A 21496-nucleotide genomic window follows, 5' to 3' on the forward strand; every position below is an offset into this window, starting at 1 on the left:
TTAGTATAAAATATAAAAAAGGAGTGCATTTGCACTCCTTTTTTATTAGGATTTATTAGCTAATTGACCGCAAGCTGCATCAATGTCTTTCCCTCTGCTTTTTCGTACTTTTACAATAATGCTGTTTTTTTCAAGTGCAGCTATATAGTTTTGAGTAGCTTGTTCACTAGCTTGTTGAAATAAGCCATCATCAATTGGGTTGTATTCTATCAGATTTACTTTGCAAGGCACATATTTACAAAATTTGACTAATGCATCTATCGAAGCTTTATCATCATTAATACCTTTCCAAATTACATATTCATACGTTATTTTACTTTTGGTTTTTTTGTACCAATATTCTAATGCTTCTTTTAATTCAGGTAAAGGGAAACTTTTTGTAAAGGGCATAATTTCGTTTCTTGTTTCTTCGATAGCTGAATGAAGCGAAACAGCGAGTTTAAATTTTACTTCGTCATCTGCCATTTTTTTTATCATTTTTGATACGCCAGAAGTAGAAACCGTTATTCTTTTTGGAGACATACCCAATCCGTCTGTTGAGGTTATTTTTTCAATGGCTGCCATTACGTTGTTGTAATTCATCAATGGTTCGCCCATGCCCATAAAAACAATATTTGACAAGGGGCGATCGTAATATAATCGACTTTCATTGTCAATAGCAACTACTTGATCGTATATTTCATCTGGGTTTAAATTGCGCATTCTTTTTAATCGAGCTGTTGCACAGAAATTACAATCTAAACTACATCCTACTTGACTAGATACGCAGGCTGTGGTTCTTGTATTTGTTGGAATTAAAACAGATTCTACCACTAAATCATCGTGAAGTCTTACTGCATTTTTCACGGTACCGTCTTCACTTCTTTGCATCGTATCCACTTTGATATGATTAATTACAAAGTTCGTTTCAAGCATAACACGTGTTTCTTTAGAGATATTTGTCATGCTTTCAAAAGAATGTGCTTTTTTATGCCAAAGCCATTCGTAGATTTGGTTTCCACGGAAAGCTTTGTCACCATTGGCAACAAAAAAATCTCTTAATTGCTCTTTTGTCAAGGCACGGATATCTTTTTTCTCTGTTTGCATGTTGCAAAAGTAATGAATTTAGAAATTAGAATTCAGAATTTAGAAAATAGATGAGCTGTAATTTGTATTTTTGTCAAAATTTGATTTAACATGCATTTTATATCGGAAGAGTTAGAAAATTACGTGGCACAACATTCACAAGTTGAACCTGAATTATTGGTCAAATTAAACAAAGAAACGCATCAAAAAATATTGCAACCTAGAATGTTGAGTGGGCATTTTCAAGGGAGAGTGTTGAGTATGTTGTCAAAGCTAATTAGGCCTCAGGCTATATTAGAAATTGGAACCTATACAGGCTATGCAACCTTGTGTTTAGCGGAAGGTTTACAACCCGGAGGTACACTTGACACCATTGATGTCAATGAAGAATTGGTTGATTTTCAGAAAAAATATTTTGATGCTTCAATTTATAAAACGCAGATAATTCAACATTTAGGTAATGCAATTGATATAATACCAAAATTGAATAAGCAATTTGATTTAGTATTTATTGATGCAGATAAAGAGAATTACATTCATTATTTTAATTTAGTGGTACCAATGATGCCATCAGGAGGTATTATCTTGTCTGATAATGTGTTGTGGAGTGGAAAAGTTTTGGAAGAATTAAAGCCGAATGATAAAAGCACAAAAATATTAACTACGTATAATAAACTACTAAATGAAGATGATAGAGTTGAAACCGTTTTACTGCCTATCAGAGATGGTTTAACTGTTACTCGGGTGAAGTAACAATTTTTCTATTTAATTTCAAATAGAATTGGTAAAATAGATATCCAGATAGCAGCCCAACGGCATAACCTGAAATAATGTCTAATGGGAAATGGAGTCCAAGGTATATTCTGCTATAGGCAAATACTAACGGAAAGCAGAAAATTAAATAGACGTATTGATAATGCTTTCTTAATAACAAAAATAGGAAGGTCATAGACGCCATAGAATTTGAGGCATGACCCGAAAAATAACTAAAGGTGTCGCTGCTTTTAACAATTCGGATCAAATGTTTAATTTCTATATCATTACATGGTCGAAGACGTTGCACAAAATTTTTGATTAATTCCGTAAATTCATTTGTAACAGTTAGCATAACTGCAATTGTTACTAACGCTACTAAAAAAGCTTTTAATCCAATTTTTTTATAAAGTATAACGGCGAGAACTAAAAAAAAAGGAGTCCAATGTAGTTGTTTGGTTACTAATAACCAGAAATCATCGTATGCTGAGCTTCCAAGATTGTTTAGAAAAATAAAAAGCTGTTTGTCTAAAGCAATAATTTTATCCATGAGTTACATTTGTCGCTTAATAGGGCCACTAAGATTTTCGAATTCTTCTTTTATTTCAGTAACTGGGTTTTGAAGTTCAACTGGATTTAAGGTGTTGTTCATGCTCTCTTTTGCTTGTGCAATCTCTTCTTGAATTCCTCCTGTCATAGTTTTTATATCTAAACCATTTTCCTCAGCTCCTTTTTGAATTTCGTGTTTTATTTCATTTGTGGCATGTTTTAATTGTGCCATACCTTTTCCTAATGTACGTGCAATTTCTGGGATTTTATCTGATCCAAAAAGCATTAATATTACGACAAGAATTAAAAGTAATTCTCCACCACCTATTCCAAACATAATTTTCGGTTTTAGAAGTACAAAGTTAGTAAAAGTTAGAAGTTAGAAGTTAGAAGCTGGTAATTTTTTTATAAAAAAAGCGAAATTGAATTTTCAATTTCGCTTTTTAAAAAGATTTATTTTTTTTCCATTTGGTCAAACTTAGAAGTGGTATCTTGTTTTGGCCAAGCATTGTTTGAAGTATCAATGTCTGCTGTTTCAAGTTTTGGATCTACTACAATTTTAAGTACTTTCTTTTCTGTAGCAAAAATTCTTTTTACCGTATCGTTATTTCTTCGCCAAATTTGTGCTGGAAATTTTTGAATTTCAGAAGTGCCATCTTCAAATTGTAATTCTGTAATAATTGGCATAATCATTCCTCCTGGTTTTTCAAATTCTACTTCGTAAAAGAATTTAGGATTTTTTAAGGCAGCTCTTTCTTCAGCATTGTATTTTTTGTTTAAAAATTCTGCTAAAGGTTGTATTTCATTGCTATCAAATGCTTTTTTTCTTTCAGCTTTTAATTCAGTTGCGTTTTCAGGGTATAAGTAAATTATTGGACCATTGTCGCCTGTTCTTCTACCTCTTCTGTTTACCGATTGAGATGTTTCTTTTGCATTTCCTTCAGATACAAAATATTGAGTTACATTTTTTACCCCAATATCTACAAAATCAGTTGAATAAAACCATCCTTTCCAAAACCAATCCAAATCTACTGCTGAAGCGTCTTCCATAGTTCTAAAGAAATCTTCTGGAGTTGGGTGTTTAAATTTCCATCTATTCGCATAGGTTTTAAAGGCATGGTCAAAAAGTTCGTGTCCCATAATCGTTTCACGAAGAATATTTAATCCAGTTGCGGGTTTACCATACGCATTAGCTCCAAAATTATAAACTACATCACCATGACTCATAATTGGTTCTAAATACTGTTGATTTCCTTTCATATAAGGAACGATTTTTTTAGCAGGACCTCTATCTGTTGGGAAATTAGGGTCAAATTCCACTTCGGTTAAATATTCTAAGAATGTATTTAACCCTTCGTCCATCCATGTCCATTGTCTTTCGTCTGAATTAACAATCATAGGGAAGAAGTTGTGTCCTACTTCATGAATAATTACACCTAACATGCCATATTTAACACGATCACTCACTTTTCCATTTTCATCTGGACGACCAAAATTCCAGCAAATCATTGGGTATTCCATGCCTTGGTCTTCTGCAGAAACAGAAACCGCTTTTGGATAAGGATAATCAAAAGTATATTTAGAATAGGTTTTTAAGGTATGCGCTACCGCTTTAGTAGATAAGTCTCCCCATAGTGGATTAGCTTCTTTTGGATAGATAGAAATTGCCATTGGTTTGTTATTACCAATTTTAACAGCCATTGCATCTAAAATGAATTTTCTTGAAGTTGAAAAACCAAAATCACGTACGTTTTCAGCTTTAAATTTCCATGTTTTTTTTGCAGTTGCAAATCCTTTTTCGCTAGCTTCCGCTTCTTGCTGTGTAACGATTACTACGGGTTTGTCATAAGTGTTTTCAGCTAATTCCCATCTTTTTACTTGTTCAGCGGTGAAAACTTCAGTTCTGTTTTGTAATACCCCTGTTCCTTCCATAATATGGTCTGCAGGAACCGTAATGTTTACTTCATAATCACCAAATGTTAAAGCAAATTCGCTTCTTCCCCAAAACTGCATGTTTTGCCAACCTTCTACGTCGCTATACACACACATTCTTGGATAAAATTGAGCCATTACATACAAACGGTTACCATCAGGAAATTGTTCAAATCCGGATCTGCCATTATTTGCAGAACCTTGATAATTAACAATGTTGTACCACCATTTAATGAAAAAAGTAATTTTTTCACCTTTTTTAAGTGCTTTAGGTAAATCAATACGCATCATGGTTTGATTGATAATGTGCTTCATATCATTGCCTTTAGCATCTTTTACATAGTCAATATTAAAACCACCTTCAAATGGCTTTTCCATGTATTTTGATGCAAAACTTGCTGAACTTGTATTTGGAAAAATAGACTGATTATCAATCAGTGGGGTTTGTGAATCAGGTTTTTCTATGTTTTGATCCAGTTGCACCCATAAATAGTCTAATGCATCAGGTGCATTATTATAATACGTAATGGTTTCTGAGCCATAAAGACGCGCTAATTTATCATCTAATTCAAGATTGATTTTGTAGTCGGCTTTTTGTTGATAATAAGCAGGTCCTGGGGCTCCAGAAGCACTTCTGTACATATTTGGAGTCGCCATCTCGCTATACATTTGACTAAACTTATTTTTGTCATAATGTCCAGCTTCTCTTTTAACTTCTTCTTTTTTAGTTTCTTGTGCTCCAGCAATAAGAGTTAAAAGCATGAAAACTAATGCGATAGATTTTTTCATAATTAAAAGTTTATCTTTTGATAGTTGTTAGTATTAGTAAACAAAAGTGTTTTTTTGTTACCATTATTGTTCAAATGTACTAAATTTTGTTGTTCGCTAAAAATATCTGTTAAAATTGTATTGGTGAGTTCAAAAGATTTTAACTTTTCTGAAAAAGATATCTTTATGTAACATATAACTATATTGTCTTCTTGTTCTTTAGTTAATAAAGTCAGCGTTTGATTTTTGTTGTTGAGTTTAACCAAAAATCGTTCCTTGATATACTCCTCAATATACTTGTTAGTATTTGCAATTTCATCTTTGGTAGTAATATAAAAATGTTTGTTATGTTTTTTTTGTAGTGCTTTTTCTAAGTCATCAATAAATAACCGCGCTGTAATTTGAACACTTTTTTTTTCTTTAAAATAATCTACTTGAAAAACCCCTACATAAAATTTGTGTACTGAAAATCCACAAATCAATACTAGCGTACAAGTTGCAATAAGTAATTTTAATTTATTCATTTTTTTTGGGCTCATTAGCCGTTTTGATTTCTTCCCCCGTTTTGATTTCAGGTTCTTTTAATTTTAAATATTCAGTTGCTAATTCACTGAGTCTAAAAGCCACTTTTGTTTTATTTTTTATTTTTACGGCTTCAACGAGTTCTTGATCTTCCACGATGTAAAAAATAAAACCATCTGTATATTCTGCGGGGATTTTTAATATTCCAATTAAATAGTCTTTTTCAAAAGTAGTATTTATTTTGGTTTGTAAAAACTCTTTTCGTTCTATTTCTAATTCTTTTTTCAACTGTGCTGTTCGTCCTGTAATCCAATTTATTAATGGATCAACACCCACCGCTAATCCTTGATTGAAAATATTTCCTACATCGCCAGCGGTTTTTAAACGTCGTTCTGCGGGGGTGTATTTTTTTTGACCCTTAGGAACTAATCCTAAGGATTCTGCAGAAATATCTGAATTAGTAATCATAATTTCTTTAATATGCTTGGTATGAATGGCTAGTTTAATAAAAAGTAAGTCGTTTTTAAAATCCTTTGCGCTTACGATATGCTTTTTAGCTTCTAAGTGTATGGCACTAAACATTAGCGTATCTTTTATTTTTGCTTTTATAGAAAAATAACCTCCATTTGATGAAATAGTGTTACTTTTGTTTGATAAATTTACAATAGTAATTCCATCTGTATCGTTGGTTTCAACGATAATTTTTCCTTTTATAATGGAATCGTTCTGACTCCAACTCGTAGTACAGAAAAATAAGATGGTAAATAATGTAAATAACCTCAATGTATAATTTTTTGTAAAAATAAAATAACTGCATTGATTTCAATAATAAAATTTTGTTAAGAATATTACTGAGTAAACAAATTATGAAGAAAATTATCATTGCTAGTACTTCAACACTCTATAATGGTGCATATTTAGATTACTTGTTGCCTGAACTTCGAATACATTTTAAGGAGGTTAAAGAACTTATTTTTATTCCCTTTGCAAGACCTGGTGGAATTTCTTATGACGAATATACAGCTAAAGTGAGTAGTTTTTTTGCTAATTTAAACATTCAAGTAAAGGGAATTCACGAATTTGAAAACCCCAAGCAAGCAATTGCAAACGCACAAGCCTTATTTACTGGAGGCGGCAATACATTTGTCTTGGTTGATATGCTTTATAAATATGACTTGTTTGAAAGTATTGCGGAATCAGTGAGCAAAGGCGTGCCTTATTTAGGGACAAGTGCGGGGAGTAATATTTGTGGTTTAACCATGGGAACAACAAACGACATGCCTATTGTATGTCCTCCAAGTTTTAAAACATTAGGGCTTGTTTCATTTAATATTAATCCACATTATTTAGACCCTGTTGAGGGCTCAACTCATATGGGCGAAACTCGTGAAACTCGCATAAATGAATTTCATTGCTATAATCCACAAGCTGTTTTAGGATTACGAGAAGGGAGTTGGCTCGAGGTTATTGGAGATACAATCACTTTAAAAGGAAATCTTACAGCTAGATTGTTTCAGCAAGGGAAAGAACCAATAGAACTAGAATCTGGTACTGATTTGAGTAATTTAAAATAAAAAAAGCCTCAATATTGAGGCTTTTTTATGGAGCGGAAGACGAGGGTCGAACTCGCGACATTCAGCTTGGAAGGCTGACGCTCTACCAACTGAGCTACTTCCGCATGGTAGATTTTTTATATTTTCAGTAAAATTTAGAGCGGAAGACGAGGGTCGAACTCGCGACATTCAGCTTGGAAGGCTGACGCTCTACCAACTGAGCTACTTCCGCATTCTTTTATTTGTGGGTGCAAATATAAACCCAAATTTGTTTCATTTGCAAATATTTTTTAATAAAATTTTTATGTAACTTTATTTTTTTAAAATATCCTCGTGTAAAAACGTAGTAATTAAACAATTAAATGAATTTACAAGTAAAAAAAATCCCTTTCAATAAAACTTTTGCTGTCCGACATCCTGTATTGAGAGCAGGTAAGCCTGTAGAAACGTGTTATTTTGAAGGAGATGAATTGCCTACAACAACTCATTTTGGACTTTTTTTAGAAGAAAAATTACTTGGCGTATTATCAGTTTTTAAAAATGAATGTCCAATCATAGAAAGTAAAAAAGCTTATCAATATAGAGGAATGGCTATTTTAGCACCTTATCAAAATAAAAAGTATGGTGTACTTTTACTTGATGCAGCAAATACTTGGGTAGCGGAAGAGCAAGGTGATTTAATTTGGTTTAATGCTCGAGAAAAAGCGATTGGTTTTTATAAACGAAACGGATTTACAATCTTTGGTACTGTTTTTGACATAGCCAATATAGGCCCACATGTTTTAATGTTTAAATACCTGTAAAATAATGTACAAAAATCTAAAATATTGCCTATTGCTTTTTTTAAGCACCACTTTTTTCTTAGCTTCTTGTGTGAAAAGTAAGGAAGAAGGTGCAGAAGAAAAAAAAGACATTTATGATTCTATACACAAAGTTACCATACATGTTATGCCTGACGATATTTTAGAAGAAGAATCAGATAGTATTAAAAAATATTATGCTGCATTTGATGGATATGAAATTTGGTATGACCGAGGAAATAGAGAGGATTTAATTGCTCAAATCGAACAAGCAAAAGTAGAAGGGCTTAATCCTGAAGATTATAATTTATCTGAGATATATGCTCAAGAAGTTGTAAGAGATTCGTTAAAAAAAGAGGATTTACTCCACTATGATGTTTTGCTGACTAAAACTTTTGAAAAACTTGCTACCCATTTTTATAAAGGTAAATTAAATCCAAAAGAAATATATTCAAATTGGGATTTGTTTGAAAAAAGAGTGGCTATTTCATCAGTGCTACATCAGGCTATTTCAGAAAAGGGAGTGACTGCAACCCTTCAAGGCTTGTTGCCAAAACATCAAGAATATCTCAATTTAAAAAAGGCATTAGTTGAAATAGATAAATTTGCAGATATTACATTTGATTCGCTCCGTTTTTCTAAGAAAATAGTTTTGAATGATACGGTTCCATTAGTAATAAAAATTAAAAAACGACTACAATATTGGAACGACTACAAAAATAAAGATTCTGTTTTTACAGCTATATATGATACGGTTGCTTTCAGAGCTATGAAAAAATTTCAATTGCGTCATGGCTTATTGGCAGATGGAATTATTGGAGCCGGCACAATAAAGGCTTTAAATTATTCTAAAGGAACAAGAAAAAATCAAATACTTGCTAATTTAGAGCGTTGGCGTTGGTTTCCTTCAGATTTTGGTACAAATTATATTCTAATCAATTTACCTGCATTTGAATTAAATTATGTATCTAATAAAGACGCGTTAGCCACACGAAGAGTAGTGGTGGGAAGACCAAAAAGAATGTCTCCTATTTTGTCGTCAAAACTGTCAAATTTTGTGTTAAACCCGACATGGACAGTGCCACCAACGATTATTAAGGAAGATTTGTCGGTGGAAGCAGCTAAAAACAGATCTTACTTTTCAAGGAGTAGAATAACTATTTATAATTCTAAAAATCAAGAAGTTTCTCCAGCTCTTTGGAACGCATCAAAATCAAATAATTATAGATATGTGCAAAAACCCGGATATACTAATTCATTAGGAATTGTTAAGTTTAATTTTCCAAATTCCCATTTGGTGTATCTGCATGATACGAATCATAGAGAACTTTTTAGTGTTAGTCAGCGAGCATTAAGTTCGGGGTGTATTCGGGTAGAAAATCCATTAGCTTTGGCTAAACAGATTTTGCATTTACAAGATGGCGAACGTTGGCAAACTTCAGAGATTGATTCCATAATCAAAAAAGAAAAAACCTATACTATTAAAGTAAAAGAACCTGTTTTTGTACATATTTTATACTGGACAGCAACCTATAAAAATAATAAAATGTGTTTTAAAGACGATATGTATAATTTGGATAAAAAACTATACGAAAAATTAAGAAGTTAGTTCTTTTCTCAATTGTTCTTTTCTTGACGAATGATGTATGTATAAAACAGATTGATTTTTGATTGTTTCAATAAGCGTTTTAGTAATCGCTTCAGGAACAGCTGGGCAGCCTTGACTTCTTCCTATGTAGCCTTGAGATTTTGCTAATTGATGATTTACATAACTAGCACCATGTATCACCACCGCACGCGCTCTAGCTTTATCATTTACGCCATATTCTTGTCCGTCTAGTTTTAAAGATAAGCCATGTTTTCCTATATAGGTTTCGCCAGTTAAATAGAAACCTAAGCTACTTTTAAAAGAATTGATTTCGTTTGAAAAAGAGTGAGCAAATTCTTTTCCTGAATTCATTCCGTGAGACACTAAGGATTGTAAAATGATTTTATGTTGAGCCATATCAATTACCCACATACGTTCTTTTGTTGAAGAAAGGCTAAAATCTACGATTGTTAATAGTTCGTTTTTGATTTTTCCAGCGCATTTAAAAGTTTCATATCCCTCAAAAGCTAATTCAAAACTTTCATAATTAGGTAACTTGTAACATCCGGCATCTAATTGATCATAAAAAGATTTACAAACAGTATGTGCTTCATTTTTAGTGTTAAGAGCTAAAGAAGCAACGGAATGATCTGCTTTTAGTGTAGATTCAGTGGCTAAAAAGCTAAAAATTAATAAAGCAAATAATTTGTAAGTCATTGATCAATTATTGGTTACGTGTTTTTTTGAGTTGAGTCAAATTTATATATTAATTCAAATAAAACAAATAAAAAGATGTATTTTAACGAAAAAAAATGCTTTTTAACGATGTTATCCTGCATAAAGATGTGTAAAATGTGTATTTTTCAAATAATAAGGTCCTTTTTTCTTAGTCATTTCATTTTTTTTTAATTTTTTTGCAAGTTGAAAAGATTGACCTAAAAAAAAAATCAATCAAATCGTAATTTCCCCAATGACTAAAAAAAATATTTTACAACTGATTTTATTTTTTGTAACAACTTCGCTTGTTGCACAGGAAGGTCAAATAGCATTTGAAAAGAAAAAAATCAGTGCTTCTAGAGTAAATACTATACTTAAAATAGATGGTGTTTTAGATGAGGTAGAATGGAAAAATGCAGCTATTGCAAAAGATTTTTTTGGTTTTGAGCCTGAAAATGGCAAACCTGAACCCGATACACTTCGTAGCGAAATTAAAATCCTTTATGATGATAACGCATTATATATAGGTGCTATATTGTATGACAATCACCCAGATAAAATTCTTAAAGAGATTACAGAGCGCGATAATTTTGGTACATCAGATTTATTTGGAGTATTTATTAATGGTTTTAATGACGGTCAGCAAGAATACAGTTTTTTTGTAAATGCCGCAAATGGACAGTCAGATTGTATTCGAACTGGCCAAGATGGGGAAGATTATACTTGGGATGCTATTTGGCACAGTCAAGCAAAAATCACAGAGAAAGGTTGGGTAGTTGAGTTAAAAATTCCGTACGCTGCTATTCGATTTTCAAAATTGGAGAACCAAATTTGGGGAATTAATTTCTTTAGAGAAGTAAGACGATTGCGTTACAAATACACGTGGAATAAAGTAAATAATAGAGTGGGTACTTTTACACAACAAGCTGGATTATTAGAAGGGATAAGTAGAATTAAAACCCCTACTAGATTATTTTTAATACCTTACTCATCTTTTTATTTAAATAGTCCTTCACAAGAAAAAGCAGAGGGAACACTTAAAGGAGGTCTTGATTTGAAATATGGATTATCCGATGCATTTACTTTAGATGCTGTTTTGGTTCCAGATTTTGGTCAGACAAAATTTGACAATCAAATATTAAATCTAGGCCCTTTTGAACAAGTATTTAATGAAAACAGACCTTTTTTTACAGAAGGTACAGATTTATTTAGTAAAGGAAATTTGTTTTATTCTAGACGAATTGGAGGCGCGCCAAGCAAACAGCCCGAAGTAATTACTTTTGAAGAAGAAGTTGTGGATATGCCTAAAAATGTCCAACTTGTAAATGCCTTAAAAATTTCTGGACGCACTAAAAAAGGCTTAGGTATAGGTGTGTTAAATGCAGTAACAGATAAAACAGAAGCTACCATTCAAAATTTGAATACAGGTGAATTTAGAAAGGAAGTTGTAGAGCCATTAGCAAATTATAATATTACGGTCTTTGATCAACGCTTCAATCAGAATTCTTCGGTTTCATTTATAAATACTAACGTAACAAGAAGCGGTTCTTTTAGAGATGCAAATGTGTCTGCTTTAGCCTTCAATTTGAATACTAAAAAGAATACATATAATGCTACAGGAGCACTAAAGTATAGTTTTGTTAGTGATTTAGTAGATTTACCAAATAAGAAAGGTAAGGTAGCAGAATTATATTTATCCGAAACAACAGGTAAATTTAGATACTCTGTAGGAGGTAATTACGTGTCTAAAGATTTTGATGATAATGATTTAGGGATCAATTTTCAAACAAATTATTATTCATTAAATGGAAATATAAATTACCGAATATTAAAAGCAACTGATAAATTGAATGCTTTTAGAGTAAATTTAGGTTGGTTTTCTCAGTTTCATAATGAGTCCAACTATTTGCAAGAACAAAATGTAAGTTTTAGTTTAAATATTACGGACAAAAAAAATCATTCTTACGGATTTAATGCTTATGCGAGATTGTTTGATGTGCATGATTATTATGATCCAAGAATTGAAGGTCGTTATACTATTTTTCCAAAATATTATAATTGGTCGGCTTATGTTTCAACAAATTATAATAATAAATTTGCTATTGATGTAAATCCTTGGATTGGTTTTGCAGAATCAAAAGGATGGTGGTTTGTGGGATATAATTTTAGTCCACGATACCGTTTTAATGATCGTTTTATGTTGATTTTTAGTAATACGCTAAGTTTAGAATATAATGATTTGGGCTGGATAGATTATTATGTTTATGATGCCATTTATGCAAGAAGAAACAAAAAGACAATAGAAACTGGTTTAGAAGGTAAATATTCTATTTCATCAAAAATGAATTTTAGATTAAATGCCAGACATTACTGGTCTTATGCTGAAAATACATCTACTCATTTACTGCAGGAAGATGGTTCTACCATACCTTTTGAATATTTAACAAATAAAAATTCGAATCTTAATTTATGGAATTTAGATTTGTCTTATAGTTGGTGGTTTGCCCCAGGGAGTCAAATGACAGTTTTGTATAGAAATAGCTCTTCAAAGTTTAAACGAGAAATTGATGACAGTTTACCAAGAGTTTTTATGGATGTAATGAGTAAAGATATGCTTAACCACACGTTTTCTATTAGCATTAGATATTTTATCGATTACAACCAAGCAAAGCATATTTTCAAAAAATAATCTTTAGGAAATCCTTTTCGTTAATAAGATTTTAGTTCTTGCATCTAAAAATTCCGTAATTTCGTTACAAATTAAATTCAGATGAATAAGAAAGTAATATTAATGATTTTAGACGGTTGGGGGCATTCTCCAGACCCTAAAGTTTCAGCGATTGATAATGCAAATACACCTTTTATTGATTCATTATACAAAAATTATTCTAATGCCGAATTAAGAACGGACGGTCTACATGTTGGTTTGCCTGAAGGACAAATGGGAAACAGTGAAGTAGGACATATGAATTTAGGCGCGGGTCGCATTGTATATCAGGATTTGGCTAAAATTAATTTAGCTGTTCAAAACAATACCATGGCAAATGAACAATCTTTAAAAGAAGCTTTTGAATATGCTAAAACAAACCATAAACCCATTCATTTTCTAGGATTAGTTTCAGATGGTGGCGTACATTCACACACCTCTCATTTAAGAGGCTTAATAGATGCTGCTACAAACAGTGGTGTAACAAATATGTTTGTACACGCATTTACAGACGGACGTGATGTAGATCCAAAATCGGGTAAAAAATACATTGAAGATTTAGAGGCTTATTTAGCTGCAAAACCCGCAAAATTAGCTTCTGTTATTGGAAGGTATTACGCAATGGATAGGGATAAACGTTGGGAACGTGTTAAATTAGCTTATGATTTAGTAGTTCATGCAACCGGTGAAAAATCTACAAATTTTGTAGAAAGTATACAAAAAAGCTATGATGAAAATACTACGGATGAGTTTATTAAGCCAATTGTAAAAGTAGATGAGGCTAATCAACCTATCGCAACAATTAAAGAAGGTGATGTTGTACTCTTTTTTAACTTTAGAACGGACAGAGGACGAGAGTTAACTGAAGCCTTGTCTCAACAAGATTTTCACGAACAGAACATGCACAAGTTAAACTTGTATTACGTAACCATGACAAATTATGATGATACGTATCAAAATGTACATGTAATTTATGATAAAGAGAATATTACACAGACGTTAGGTGAGGTACTGGCCAATGCAGGCAAAAAACAAATCCGAATTGCCGAAACTGAAAAATATCCTCATGTAACTTTTTTCTTTTCCGGAGGTAGAGAGGAACCCTTTGAAGGCGAAACAAGAATTTTAAAAAATTCACCTAAAGTTGCAACTTATGATTTACAGCCCGAAATGAGTGCTTTTGAATTAAAAGATGCCTTAGTTTCAGAACTTAAAAAAGAGGAGGTTGATTTTTTGTGTTTAAATTTTGCCAATGGCGATATGGTAGGCCATACAGGGGTTATGGAAGCTGCTATTAAAGCTTGTGAAGCGGTTGACGTTTGTGTAAAAGAAATAATTGAAACGGCTTTAGGGCATAATTACACCACAATTGTAATTGCAGATCATGGTAATTGTGAAACAATGATAAATCCAGATGGTTCGCCAAATACAGCACACACAACAAATCCTGTACCTGTGATACTGGTAGATAACGACAAAAATTTGAATATAAAAAATGGTATTTTGGGTGATGTAGCACCCACAATTTTACATTTAATGGGTATAGAAAAACCTAACGTGATGACGCAACAGTCATTGGTATAAATTATTCCTGCAAGGTATGTGTAAGTCCCTTGTAGGAATATTAAAAATCACTTCCTGAATAGATGTCGTTATTTACATTTTCAATATAATTTAAAACACCCTCTTTACCTGTCCCTTCTTCAGATGAGGTAATAAAGTATTGAGGCATCTCTTCCCAGTCGTTAGCTAGAAGGTGTTTTTTGTAAGCAGCAACATTTTTTTGAACCTGAGTTTTTCCTAATTTATCTGCTTTTGTAAAAATTAAGCAAAAAGGAATCCCGCTTTCTCCTAAATAATTAATAAACTCTACATCTATTTTTTGAGGTTCCAAGCGGCTGTCGATTAAAATAAATGCACAAACTAATTGTTCTCTTGTTTCAAAATAATCGGTAATAAATTTTTGAAATATTGCTTTTGTTGATTTTGAAACTCTTGCATAACCATAGCCAGGTAAATCCACTAAAAACCAATTTTTATTAATCAAAAAATGATTGATGAGTTGAGTTTTTCCTGGTCTAGCAGAAGTTTTCGCTAGTTTTTTATGATTAGTAAGCATGTTAATAAGTGAAGATTTCCCTACATTTGATCGTCCTATGAAGGCATATTCAGGCAATCTGTCTTTTGGACACTTAGCGGCATCTGAGTTACTAATTATAAATTCTGCTGAGTTTATTTTCATTATTTATACCTCAAAGAGGTCTATTAATTTAAAAGTAGTTTGTTATAGTTTTTTTTCTGTTAACCATTCAAATAAAATTTCATTGAATCGATCTGGGTGTTCCATCATTGCTGCATGTCCACATTTGTCAATCCAATATAAAGTAGAATTGGGTAAAAGTTTGTTAAATTCTTCAGCCACTTCGGGAGGTGTAACTTTGTCTTGTTTGCCCCAAATAATACAAGTTTGTGTGTGCATTTTTGGCAAATCTTTAGCCATATTATGACGAATAGCACTTTTAGCAATTGTCAATGTTTTTATTAATTTAATGCGATCATTTACCGTTGCAAAAACTTCATCAACTATTTCTTTTGTTGCTACTTTTGGATCATAAAACACATCTTCACTTTTCTTTTTAATGTACTCATAATCACCTCTTTTGGGATAGCTTTCGCCCATGCCACTTTCATACAATCCAGAACTTCCTGTAATAACTAGCCCTTTAACAAGTTCAGGATATTGTTTAGAAAAATATAAAGATATGTGACCGCCAACCGAATTTCCTACTAAAATAACTCGTTCAAATCCCTTAAAAATAACAAAATCTTTTACAAATTTTGCAAAAGCTTTTACATTGGTTTTTAATAAACTTTGTGAGTATAGAGGCAATTCTGGAATAACAACTTTATATCCTTTGTCAGGAAAAAAATTAGCTAACCCTTCAAAATTACTTAATCCTCCCATTAAACCATGGAGAACAATAATTGGCGTACCTTCTCCTGCTTCAGAATAGGTATATTTTTTTTCTGTCTTTAACATCTTTATTTCTACGTAAACAATATTCTATAAAGGCAAATATACTATTTATTAACCGATTTTAATAATTTGTTTTATAATCTTTTCTTTTGAGTAATATGGTTCTAAATCGCTAGTTTTCAACACTTATTAACTAGTTTTTTCTAAGTATTAATATATAAGTCGCTATGTTTCATGTATGAAAACCCATTAAAATTGTCGATTTCATAGGGTTTTTAAAAAAAAATAATTTTCAAGTATTAACAAAGTGGTAAAACTTATTAACAAAGTGGTATTTTGTGGTAAAAAGTGGTAAATAATTTCTAATTTTGTCTCACTATCTAATAAGATGTACGAGATGAATTCATTTTTAGGAACATACGAATGTAAAGTCGATAGCAAAGGCAGGCTTATGATACCTACGTCGCTTAAAAAGCAGTTGGGTGATTTAGAGGCTGGTTTTGTATTGAAGCGTTCTGTTTTTCAACCTTGTTTAGAATTGTATCCCGTTGCAGAATGGAATAAGGTGATGGCTAAGATTAATAAGTTGAATCGTTTTGTGAAAAAAAACAATGATTTCATTAGAGCTTTTACTGCGGGGGTTAAAATGGTGGAAATTGATGCTACAGGACGTTTATTGATTCCTAAAGATTTGGTTCAATTTTCAAGAATTGAAAAAGACATTGTCTTGTCATCTGCAGTAAATATTATTGAAATTTGGGATAAAAACTTATATGAAAATGCAGTTGAAGGGGCTATGGTTGATTTCGCTGATTTGGCTGAAGAAGTAATGGGTAATCAAAATGATGAGGTAGATGGAATATCATAATCCAGTATTATTAAAAGAAACGGTTGATGGGTTAAACATTAAACCTGATGGAATTTATGTAGATGTTACTTTTGGAGGTGGGGGTCATTCTAGAGAAATAGTAAATCGTTTGGGTGAACACGGAAGGCTGTATGCTTTTGATCAAGATGAAGATGCTTTGAGAAACGTGATTGATGATAAGCGATTTGTTTTGATTAACGAAAATTTCCGATTTATAAAAAGATTTTTACGTTTTCATAATGTAAAAAAAGTAGATGGAATTTTAGGAGATTTTGGGGTTTCATCACATCAATTTGATGAAGCAGAAAGAGGTTTTTCTACCCGTTTTGATGCTACTTTAGACATGCGTATGAATCAAAAAGACACCTTGTCAGCCTATGAAGTAGTAAATGAATATGAGGAGAAAGAATTAAAAAGGGTCTTTGTGGAATTTGGAGAATTGAAAAATGGAGGCGCCATGGCAAATGTAATTGTCAATTCCCGAAAAGAGAAACCAATTAAAAATACAGAGCAATTAAAACAAGTTTTGGCTAAGTTTTTACCTGCTCATAAGAGTAATAAAATTTTAGCGCAAATCTATCAAGCCATTCGAATTGAAGTAAATCAAGAAATAGAAGTCCTAAAAGAATTTTTAGAACAAACGGAAGATTTATTAGTGTCAGGTGGTCGTTTAAGTCTTATTTCGTATCATTCGTTAGAAGATAGATTGGTGAAAAGATTTATGAGAAATGGGTTGTTTGAAGGTGAACCAGAACGTGATTTTTTTGGAAATTACGAAGTACCATTTAAAACTATTGAAAAATTAATTGTACCCACCGTAGAAGAAATAGAAAGAAATAATAGGGCTAGAAGTGCTAAGCTTCGAGTAGCAGAAAAAAGATAATAAATAATATAAATTGAAAACAGAAAATAACATATACAGTTTATTAAAGGCAAAATTCTTAATTGAGGATGATGCATTAAAAACATGGAAGTTTATCTTGTTTTTGTTTGTATTAGCTATGTTGATGATTGCGTTTAATCATAATTATGACGAAAAAAACTTTAGAATTTCTAAATTAAATAATGAAGTTAAAGAATTGCGTTCAAAATTTGTTGATACACGATCAGAATTAATGAAATTAAAAATGGAATCTTCTGTAGCGAAGAAAATGGAGCCAAGAGGAATTGTTCCTTCATCGGTTCCTCCAAAAAAGATAGTGATTCTTAGACCAAAAGAAAAAAGTTTTTTTGAAAAGCTAAAAATATGGGAGTAAAGAAAGAAAATACAACCTCTTATAGATTATTTACAGTTGCAGCAATACTAATTTTTATGTCTATTGCCGTTTCTGTGAAGCTTTTTAATATTCAATGGGTTAATGGTCAGTATTATAGAGAATTAGCCAAGGAACGTTCTGTTCATAATTTTGAAATTCCAGCAAATAAAGGAAATATTTATTCTGTTGATGGAAGTTTATTAGCTACATCAATACCTGAATATGCTATTTATTTTGATGCTATTTCTCCTTCTGATGAAAATTTTGAGAAATTCTTAGTGCCCTTATCCACAGAGTTGTCTAAATTCTTTAAAAAACCGGCAGGCTATTATCAAAGTGAATTAAGAAAAGCCAGAGTAACAAAAAACAGGTATTTTCTAATTGGTAAAAAATTAAGCTTTACGCAATACATGACAGTTAAAAAGTTCCCGCTTTTTAAACTAGGACCTTATAAAGGCGGTGTTATTACCGAACAAAAAACAGTTAGAAAATATCCAGTTGGGCAAATTGCAAATCGCACCATTGGTTATGAAAAAGATGGAAATCAAGGAAAAGGGCTAGAGTATGCATTTCGTAAGTATTTAAATGGGAAAAGCGGCCATAGATTGATGCAAAAAATAGCAAAAAATCAGTGGAAACCTATCCATGATGCTAATGAATTAGAACCATTAGATGGTTATGATATTGTTTCTACAATTGATGTGTATATTCAAGATATAGCACATCATGCTTTATTAAAACAATTAGAACAATACAAAGCAGATCATGGTTGTGTTGTGGTTATGGAAACTCAAACTGGAGAAATAAGAGCAATAGCTAATTTAGGCAGAAAAAAAGATGGGACATATTCTGAGATTGATAACTATGCTATTAAAGAGTCTCACGAGCCTGGCTCAACATTTAAATTAATGGACTTAATTGCATTGTTAGATGATAAAAAAGCAGATACAAGTTCAGTCTATAATTCAAACGGAGGTGTAATTTATATACACAATAAACCCGTTAAAGATTCTAATAAACATGGATATGGGAGTATATCTTTAGCGAGAGGTTTTGAAGTGTCTTCAAATACAGTACTTGTTCAAGCTACTTACAAAGCTTATAAAGACAATCCTTGGCAATTTATTAATAGAATTAATAGTTATGGATTGAATAAGAAAATGGGACTTCAAATCAAAGGTGAAGGTCAGCCTGTAATTCACCAGCCTGGTTCAAAGTTTTGGTCGGGGACAACGTTGCCATGGATGGCTTTTGGGTATGGCGTTTCTATGACACCTTTACAAACCTTGTCTTTGTATAATGCTATTGCAAATAATGGTAAAATGATGAAACCATTTTTTGTAAAAGAAGTAAAAGAGTGGAATAACACTATTAAAAAATATGAACCAGAAGTTATTAATCCGAAAATATGTTCAGACGAAACCCTGGCAAAAATTAAGAAAGTACTTGAAAATGTAGTTAAAAAAGGAACGGGTAAGGGTTTATATTCAGCTGATTTTTCAATGGCGGGTAAAACAGGTACAGCGCAGGTTAATTATAATACACCTGATATGTATTATGCCTCTTCGTTTGTAGGTTATTTTCCTGCAGACCATCCAAAATATTCGTGTATTGTTGTAGTACATAAACCCGATAAAACAGTAGGGTATTATGGGGCAGATGTTGCGGGTCCTGTTTTTAAAAGAATTGCGCAAAAAATATTTACAGACGTGCCATCTACAAATAAGTTTGAATCTGTTAAGGTAAAAAATAAAAAGCAAGAGGTTGACTACGCTACCTATTATTCTAAATCGCAAGGAAATGCCACTCAAATTCCTGATGTAAAAGGAATGCCAGGTATGGATGCTATCTCAATTTTAGAAAATTTAGGGTTGAAAGTAAAAGTAACAGGTATTGGTAAAGTAAAATCACAATCTATAGCGCCAGGAACTAGTTTTAAGAAAAACCAAGTAATTACATTAGAATTGTCATAAATGAAAATAGCTAAAGACATATTATATAAAGTGCCCATTGAAGCCGTGCATGGTTCAACAAGCATTACTATAAATAAGATTGAATTTGATTCTAGAAAGATAGAATTAAATGATGTCTTTGTAGCTATAAAAGGAGTACTATCAGACGGACATTTATTTATTGAAAAAGCAATTTCATTAGGTGCCAAATTAATAATCTGTGAAACGTTTCCAGCGGTCTTTACAGAAGGCGTTACTTATGTTAAAGTTATCAGTTCAAATGCGGCATTAGCACATTTAGCCGCTAATTACTATGATAATCCTTCTTCAAAATTAAAATTAGTAGGCGTTACAGGTACAAACGGAAAAACGACAATTGCATCATTGCTGTATCAATTATTTAAAAGAGCAGGGTATAAGGTAGGATTGCTATCTACAGTTAAAATTGTAGTTGATGAAACAATTTATGGTGCTACACATACTACCCCAGATTCGTTAACTATCAATCATTATTTAAACGAAATGGTTGAAACAGGTTGTGAATTTTGCTTTATGGAAGTAAGTTCTCATGGTATTCATCAAAAACGAACAGAAGCTTTGTGTTTTGAAGGCGGTGTATTTACTAATCTTTCTCATGATCATTTAGATTACCACAAAACATTTGCAGAATATAGAGATGTTAAAAAAGAATTTTTTGATCATTTGCCTAAAACAGCTTTTGCATTAACAAATGCAGATGATAAAAATGGCGCAATAATGCTTCAAAATACACATGCTCGAAAAAAAACGTATGCCTTAAAAAGTTATGCCGATTTTAGAGCCCAAATATTAGAAAATCAATTGTCAGGATTGTTACTAAAAATTAATAATGATGAGGTTTGGGTAAAATTAATTGGCTCATTTAATGCGTATAACGTTTTGGCAATATATGGTGTGGCGCTTGAATTAGGTTTGGAAAATGTAGAAGCTTTACGTTTACTTTCAGAATTAGAAAGCGTTTCTGGGAGATTTCAATATTTTATTTCTGATACAAAAATCACTACGATTATCGATTATGCGCATACGCCAGATGCATTGGAAAATGTATTAAAAACAATAGAAGATATTCGTACAAAAAATGAGCAACTTATCACAGTTGTGGGCTGTGGCGGAGACAGGGATAAAACGAAAAGACCAATTATGGCAAACATAGCTTCATCATTAAGCAATACAGCCATATTTACATCGGATAACCCTAGAACCGAAGATCCGCAAACTATTATTGATGAAATGGAGGCAGGTGTAGAAGGACAAAATTTTAAAAAAACAGTATCTATTTTAGATAGAAAGCAAGCTATTAAAACCGCTTGTCAACTAGCAAAACCAGGCGATATCATTTTAATTGCAGGTAAAGGTCATGAAACATATCAAGAAATTAATGGAGTGCATCAGGATTTCGATGATTTAAAAATTGCCAAAGAACTCATACAACAATTAGGAAAATAATTAC

At 32.0% G+C, this 21496-nt stretch carries 20 protein-coding genes and 2 tRNA genes; 11 read left to right on the forward strand and 11 right to left on the reverse strand.

Going from position 1 to position 21496, the window contains the following annotated elements:
• Nucleotides 1-45: 45 nt before the first annotated feature.
• On the reverse strand, nt 46-1086 hold the full coding sequence (gene rlmN / locus RF683_RS01800) for a dual-specificity RNA methyltransferase RlmN (protein ID WP_309532520.1): 1041 nt from the start codon (nt 1084-1086) through the stop codon (nt 46-48).
• Nucleotides 1087-1176: 90 nt separating this feature from the next.
• On the opposite strand from rlmN, the gene RF683_RS01805 reads away from it, so the two are divergent.
• On the forward strand, nt 1177-1818 hold the full coding sequence (locus RF683_RS01805) for an O-methyltransferase (protein ID WP_309532521.1): 642 nt from the start codon (nt 1177-1179) through the stop codon (nt 1816-1818).
• Here RF683_RS01805 and RF683_RS01810 read toward each other — a convergent pair.
• The 5 genes from RF683_RS01810 to RF683_RS01830 all read right to left on the reverse strand — a co-directional run bounded on the left by RF683_RS01810 (nt 1802) and on the right by RF683_RS01830 (nt 6372).
• A complete protein-coding gene (locus tag RF683_RS01810) occupies nt 1802-2368 on the reverse strand; it encodes a phosphatase PAP2 family protein (RefSeq protein WP_309532522.1) in 567 nt (188 codons plus the stop codon). The two genes, RF683_RS01805 and RF683_RS01810, sit on opposite strands and share 17 nt — an antisense overlap.
• 3 nt (nt 2369-2371) lie before the next feature.
• Nucleotides 2372-2704 (reverse strand): twin-arginine translocase TatA/TatE family subunit, encoded by a 333-nt coding sequence (gene tatA / locus RF683_RS01815; RefSeq protein WP_309532523.1) that lies wholly within the window; start codon nt 2702-2704, stop codon nt 2372-2374.
• Nucleotides 2705-2820: 116 nt separating this feature from the next.
• Entirely contained in the window at nt 2821-5088 is a 2268-nt protein-coding gene (locus RF683_RS01820; RefSeq protein ID WP_309532524.1) for a M1 family metallopeptidase, read from the reverse strand.
• Nucleotides 5089-5090: 2 nt separating this feature from the next.
• The gene (locus tag RF683_RS01825; RefSeq protein WP_309532525.1) at nt 5091-5591 is read right to left on the reverse strand and encodes a DUF6702 family protein; all 501 of its coding nucleotides are present in this window, start codon (nt 5589-5591) and stop codon (nt 5091-5093) included.
• Nucleotides 5584-6372, reverse strand: coding sequence for a hypothetical protein (locus RF683_RS01830; protein WP_309532526.1), 789 nt, complete (start codon nt 6370-6372; stop codon nt 5584-5586). Before RF683_RS01830 ends, RF683_RS01825 begins: the two co-directional genes overlap by 8 nt.
• Before the next feature lie 83 nt (nt 6373-6455).
• Between RF683_RS01830 and pepE the strand changes: the two genes are divergently transcribed.
• Nucleotides 6456-7163, forward strand: coding sequence for a dipeptidase PepE (gene pepE / locus RF683_RS01835; protein WP_309532527.1), 708 nt, complete (start codon nt 6456-6458; stop codon nt 7161-7163).
• A 28-nt stretch (nt 7164-7191) separates the two neighbouring features.
• On the opposite strand, the gene RF683_RS01840 is transcribed toward pepE, so the two are convergent.
• Together RF683_RS01840 and RF683_RS01845 are read right to left on the reverse strand one after the other, a co-directional pair.
• A tRNA-Gly gene (locus RF683_RS01840) sits at nt 7192-7267 on the reverse strand.
• A gap of 34 nt (nt 7268-7301) precedes the next feature.
• Nucleotides 7302-7374: transfer RNA gene (locus RF683_RS01845), tRNA-Gly, on the reverse strand.
• A gap of 130 nt (nt 7375-7504) precedes the next feature.
• On the opposite strand from RF683_RS01845, the gene RF683_RS01850 reads away from it, so the two are divergent.
• Nucleotides 7505-7945, forward strand: a complete 441-nt coding sequence (locus tag RF683_RS01850) for a GNAT family N-acetyltransferase (RefSeq protein WP_309532528.1) — start codon at nt 7505-7507, stop codon at nt 7943-7945.
• A gap of 4 nt (nt 7946-7949) precedes the next feature.
• Complete coding sequence (locus tag RF683_RS01855; RefSeq protein ID WP_309532529.1) at nt 7950-9551, forward strand: L,D-transpeptidase family protein; 1602 nt, start codon at nt 7950-7952, stop codon at nt 9549-9551.
• On the opposite strand, the gene RF683_RS01860 is transcribed toward RF683_RS01855, so the two are convergent.
• Nucleotides 9540-10247: a murein L,D-transpeptidase catalytic domain family protein gene (locus RF683_RS01860; protein WP_309532530.1), complete on the reverse strand. Its 708-nt coding sequence runs from the start codon at nt 10245-10247 to the stop codon at nt 9540-9542. The genes RF683_RS01855 and RF683_RS01860 overlap by 12 nt on opposite strands.
• Nucleotides 10248-10500: 253 nt before the next feature.
• Here RF683_RS01860 and RF683_RS01865 point away from each other — a divergent pair, with 253 nt between their 5' ends.
• Together RF683_RS01865 and gpmI are read left to right on the forward strand one after the other, a co-directional pair.
• Nucleotides 10501-12936: a DUF5916 domain-containing protein gene (locus RF683_RS01865; RefSeq protein ID WP_309532531.1), complete on the forward strand. Its 2436-nt coding sequence runs from the start codon at nt 10501-10503 to the stop codon at nt 12934-12936.
• Nucleotides 12937-13017: 81 nt separating this feature from the next.
• Complete coding sequence (gpmI, locus tag RF683_RS01870) at nt 13018-14538, forward strand: 2,3-bisphosphoglycerate-independent phosphoglycerate mutase (protein ID WP_309532532.1); 1521 nt, start codon at nt 13018-13020, stop codon at nt 14536-14538.
• 40 nt (nt 14539-14578) lie between these two features.
• Here gpmI and yihA read toward each other — a convergent pair whose 3' ends face one another.
• Together yihA and RF683_RS01880 are read right to left on the reverse strand one after the other, a co-directional pair.
• Nucleotides 14579-15196: a ribosome biogenesis GTP-binding protein YihA/YsxC gene (yihA, locus tag RF683_RS01875; RefSeq protein ID WP_309532533.1), complete on the reverse strand. Its 618-nt coding sequence runs from the start codon at nt 15194-15196 to the stop codon at nt 14579-14581.
• A gap of 42 nt (nt 15197-15238) precedes the next feature.
• Nucleotides 15239-15994: an alpha/beta fold hydrolase gene (locus RF683_RS01880; RefSeq protein WP_309532534.1), complete on the reverse strand. Its 756-nt coding sequence runs from the start codon at nt 15992-15994 to the stop codon at nt 15239-15241.
• Between the two features lie 334 nt (nt 15995-16328).
• Here RF683_RS01880 and mraZ point away from each other — a divergent pair, with 334 nt between their 5' ends.
• The 5 genes from mraZ to RF683_RS01905 are packed head-to-tail and all read left to right on the forward strand — an operon-like array spanning nt 16329 to nt 21492.
• On the forward strand, nt 16329-16799 hold the full coding sequence (mraZ, locus tag RF683_RS01885) for a division/cell wall cluster transcriptional repressor MraZ (protein ID WP_309532535.1): 471 nt from the start codon (nt 16329-16331) through the stop codon (nt 16797-16799).
• Complete coding sequence (gene rsmH / locus RF683_RS01890; RefSeq protein ID WP_309532536.1) at nt 16786-17682, forward strand: 16S rRNA (cytosine(1402)-N(4))-methyltransferase RsmH; 897 nt, start codon at nt 16786-16788, stop codon at nt 17680-17682. Before mraZ ends, rsmH begins: the two co-directional genes overlap by 14 nt.
• A gap of 13 nt (nt 17683-17695) precedes the next feature.
• Nucleotides 17696-18055: an FtsL-like putative cell division protein gene (locus tag RF683_RS01895; protein ID WP_298655964.1), complete on the forward strand. Its 360-nt coding sequence runs from the start codon at nt 17696-17698 to the stop codon at nt 18053-18055.
• Entirely contained in the window at nt 18046-20028 is a 1983-nt protein-coding gene (locus RF683_RS01900; RefSeq protein WP_309532537.1) for a penicillin-binding protein, read from the forward strand. Before RF683_RS01895 ends, RF683_RS01900 begins: the two co-directional genes overlap by 10 nt.
• On the forward strand, nt 20029-21492 hold the full coding sequence (locus RF683_RS01905; RefSeq protein WP_309532538.1) for a UDP-N-acetylmuramoyl-L-alanyl-D-glutamate--2,6-diaminopimelate ligase: 1464 nt from the start codon (nt 20029-20031) through the stop codon (nt 21490-21492).
• Nucleotides 21493-21496: the final 4 nt, after the last annotated feature.

This window comes from Flavobacterium sp. 20NA77.7 (assembly GCF_031326205.1).
Lineage (GTDB): Bacteria > Bacteroidota > Bacteroidia > Flavobacteriales > Flavobacteriaceae > Flavobacterium > Flavobacterium nakdongensis.

Bases quoted from the DNA above. Each gene is read 5' to 3' on its own strand.
- rlmN (WP_309532520.1), bottom strand. From the start codon at position 1,086: ATGCAAACAGAGAAAAAAGATATCCGTGCCTTGACAAAAGAGCAATTA.
- RF683_RS01805 (WP_309532521.1), top strand. From the start codon at position 1,177: ATGCATTTTATATCGGAAGAGTTAGAAAATTACGTGGCACAACATTCA.
- RF683_RS01810 (WP_309532522.1), bottom strand. From the start codon at position 2,368: ATGGATAAAATTATTGCTTTAGACAAACAGCTTTTTATTTTTCTAAAC.
- tatA (WP_309532523.1), bottom strand. From the start codon at position 2,704: ATGTTTGGAATAGGTGGTGGAGAATTACTTTTAATTCTTGTCGTAATA.
- RF683_RS01820 (WP_309532524.1), bottom strand. From the start codon at position 5,088: ATGAAAAAATCTATCGCATTAGTTTTCATGCTTTTAACTCTTATTGCT.
- RF683_RS01825 (WP_309532525.1), bottom strand. From the start codon at position 5,591: ATGAATAAATTAAAATTACTTATTGCAACTTGTACGCTAGTATTGATT.
- pepE (WP_309532527.1), top strand. From the start codon at position 6,456: ATGAAGAAAATTATCATTGCTAGTACTTCAACACTCTATAATGGTGCA.
- RF683_RS01850 (WP_309532528.1), top strand. From the start codon at position 7,505: ATGAATTTACAAGTAAAAAAAATCCCTTTCAATAAAACTTTTGCTGTC.
- RF683_RS01855 (WP_309532529.1), top strand. From the start codon at position 7,950: ATGTACAAAAATCTAAAATATTGCCTATTGCTTTTTTTAAGCACCACT.
- RF683_RS01860 (WP_309532530.1), bottom strand. From the start codon at position 10,247: ATGACTTACAAATTATTTGCTTTATTAATTTTTAGCTTTTTAGCCACT.
- RF683_RS01865 (WP_309532531.1), top strand. From the start codon at position 10,501: ATGACTAAAAAAAATATTTTACAACTGATTTTATTTTTTGTAACAACT.
- gpmI (WP_309532532.1), top strand. From the start codon at position 13,018: ATGAATAAGAAAGTAATATTAATGATTTTAGACGGTTGGGGGCATTCT.
- yihA (WP_309532533.1), bottom strand. From the start codon at position 15,196: ATGAAAATAAACTCAGCAGAATTTATAATTAGTAACTCAGATGCCGCT.
- RF683_RS01880 (WP_309532534.1), bottom strand. From the start codon at position 15,994: ATGTTAAAGACAGAAAAAAAATATACCTATTCTGAAGCAGGAGAAGGT.
- mraZ (WP_309532535.1), top strand. From the start codon at position 16,329: ATGAATTCATTTTTAGGAACATACGAATGTAAAGTCGATAGCAAAGGC.
- rsmH (WP_309532536.1), top strand. From the start codon at position 16,786: ATGGAATATCATAATCCAGTATTATTAAAAGAAACGGTTGATGGGTTA.
- RF683_RS01900 (WP_309532537.1), top strand. From the start codon at position 18,046: ATGGGAGTAAAGAAAGAAAATACAACCTCTTATAGATTATTTACAGTT.
- RF683_RS01905 (WP_309532538.1), top strand. From the start codon at position 20,029: ATGAAAATAGCTAAAGACATATTATATAAAGTGCCCATTGAAGCCGTG.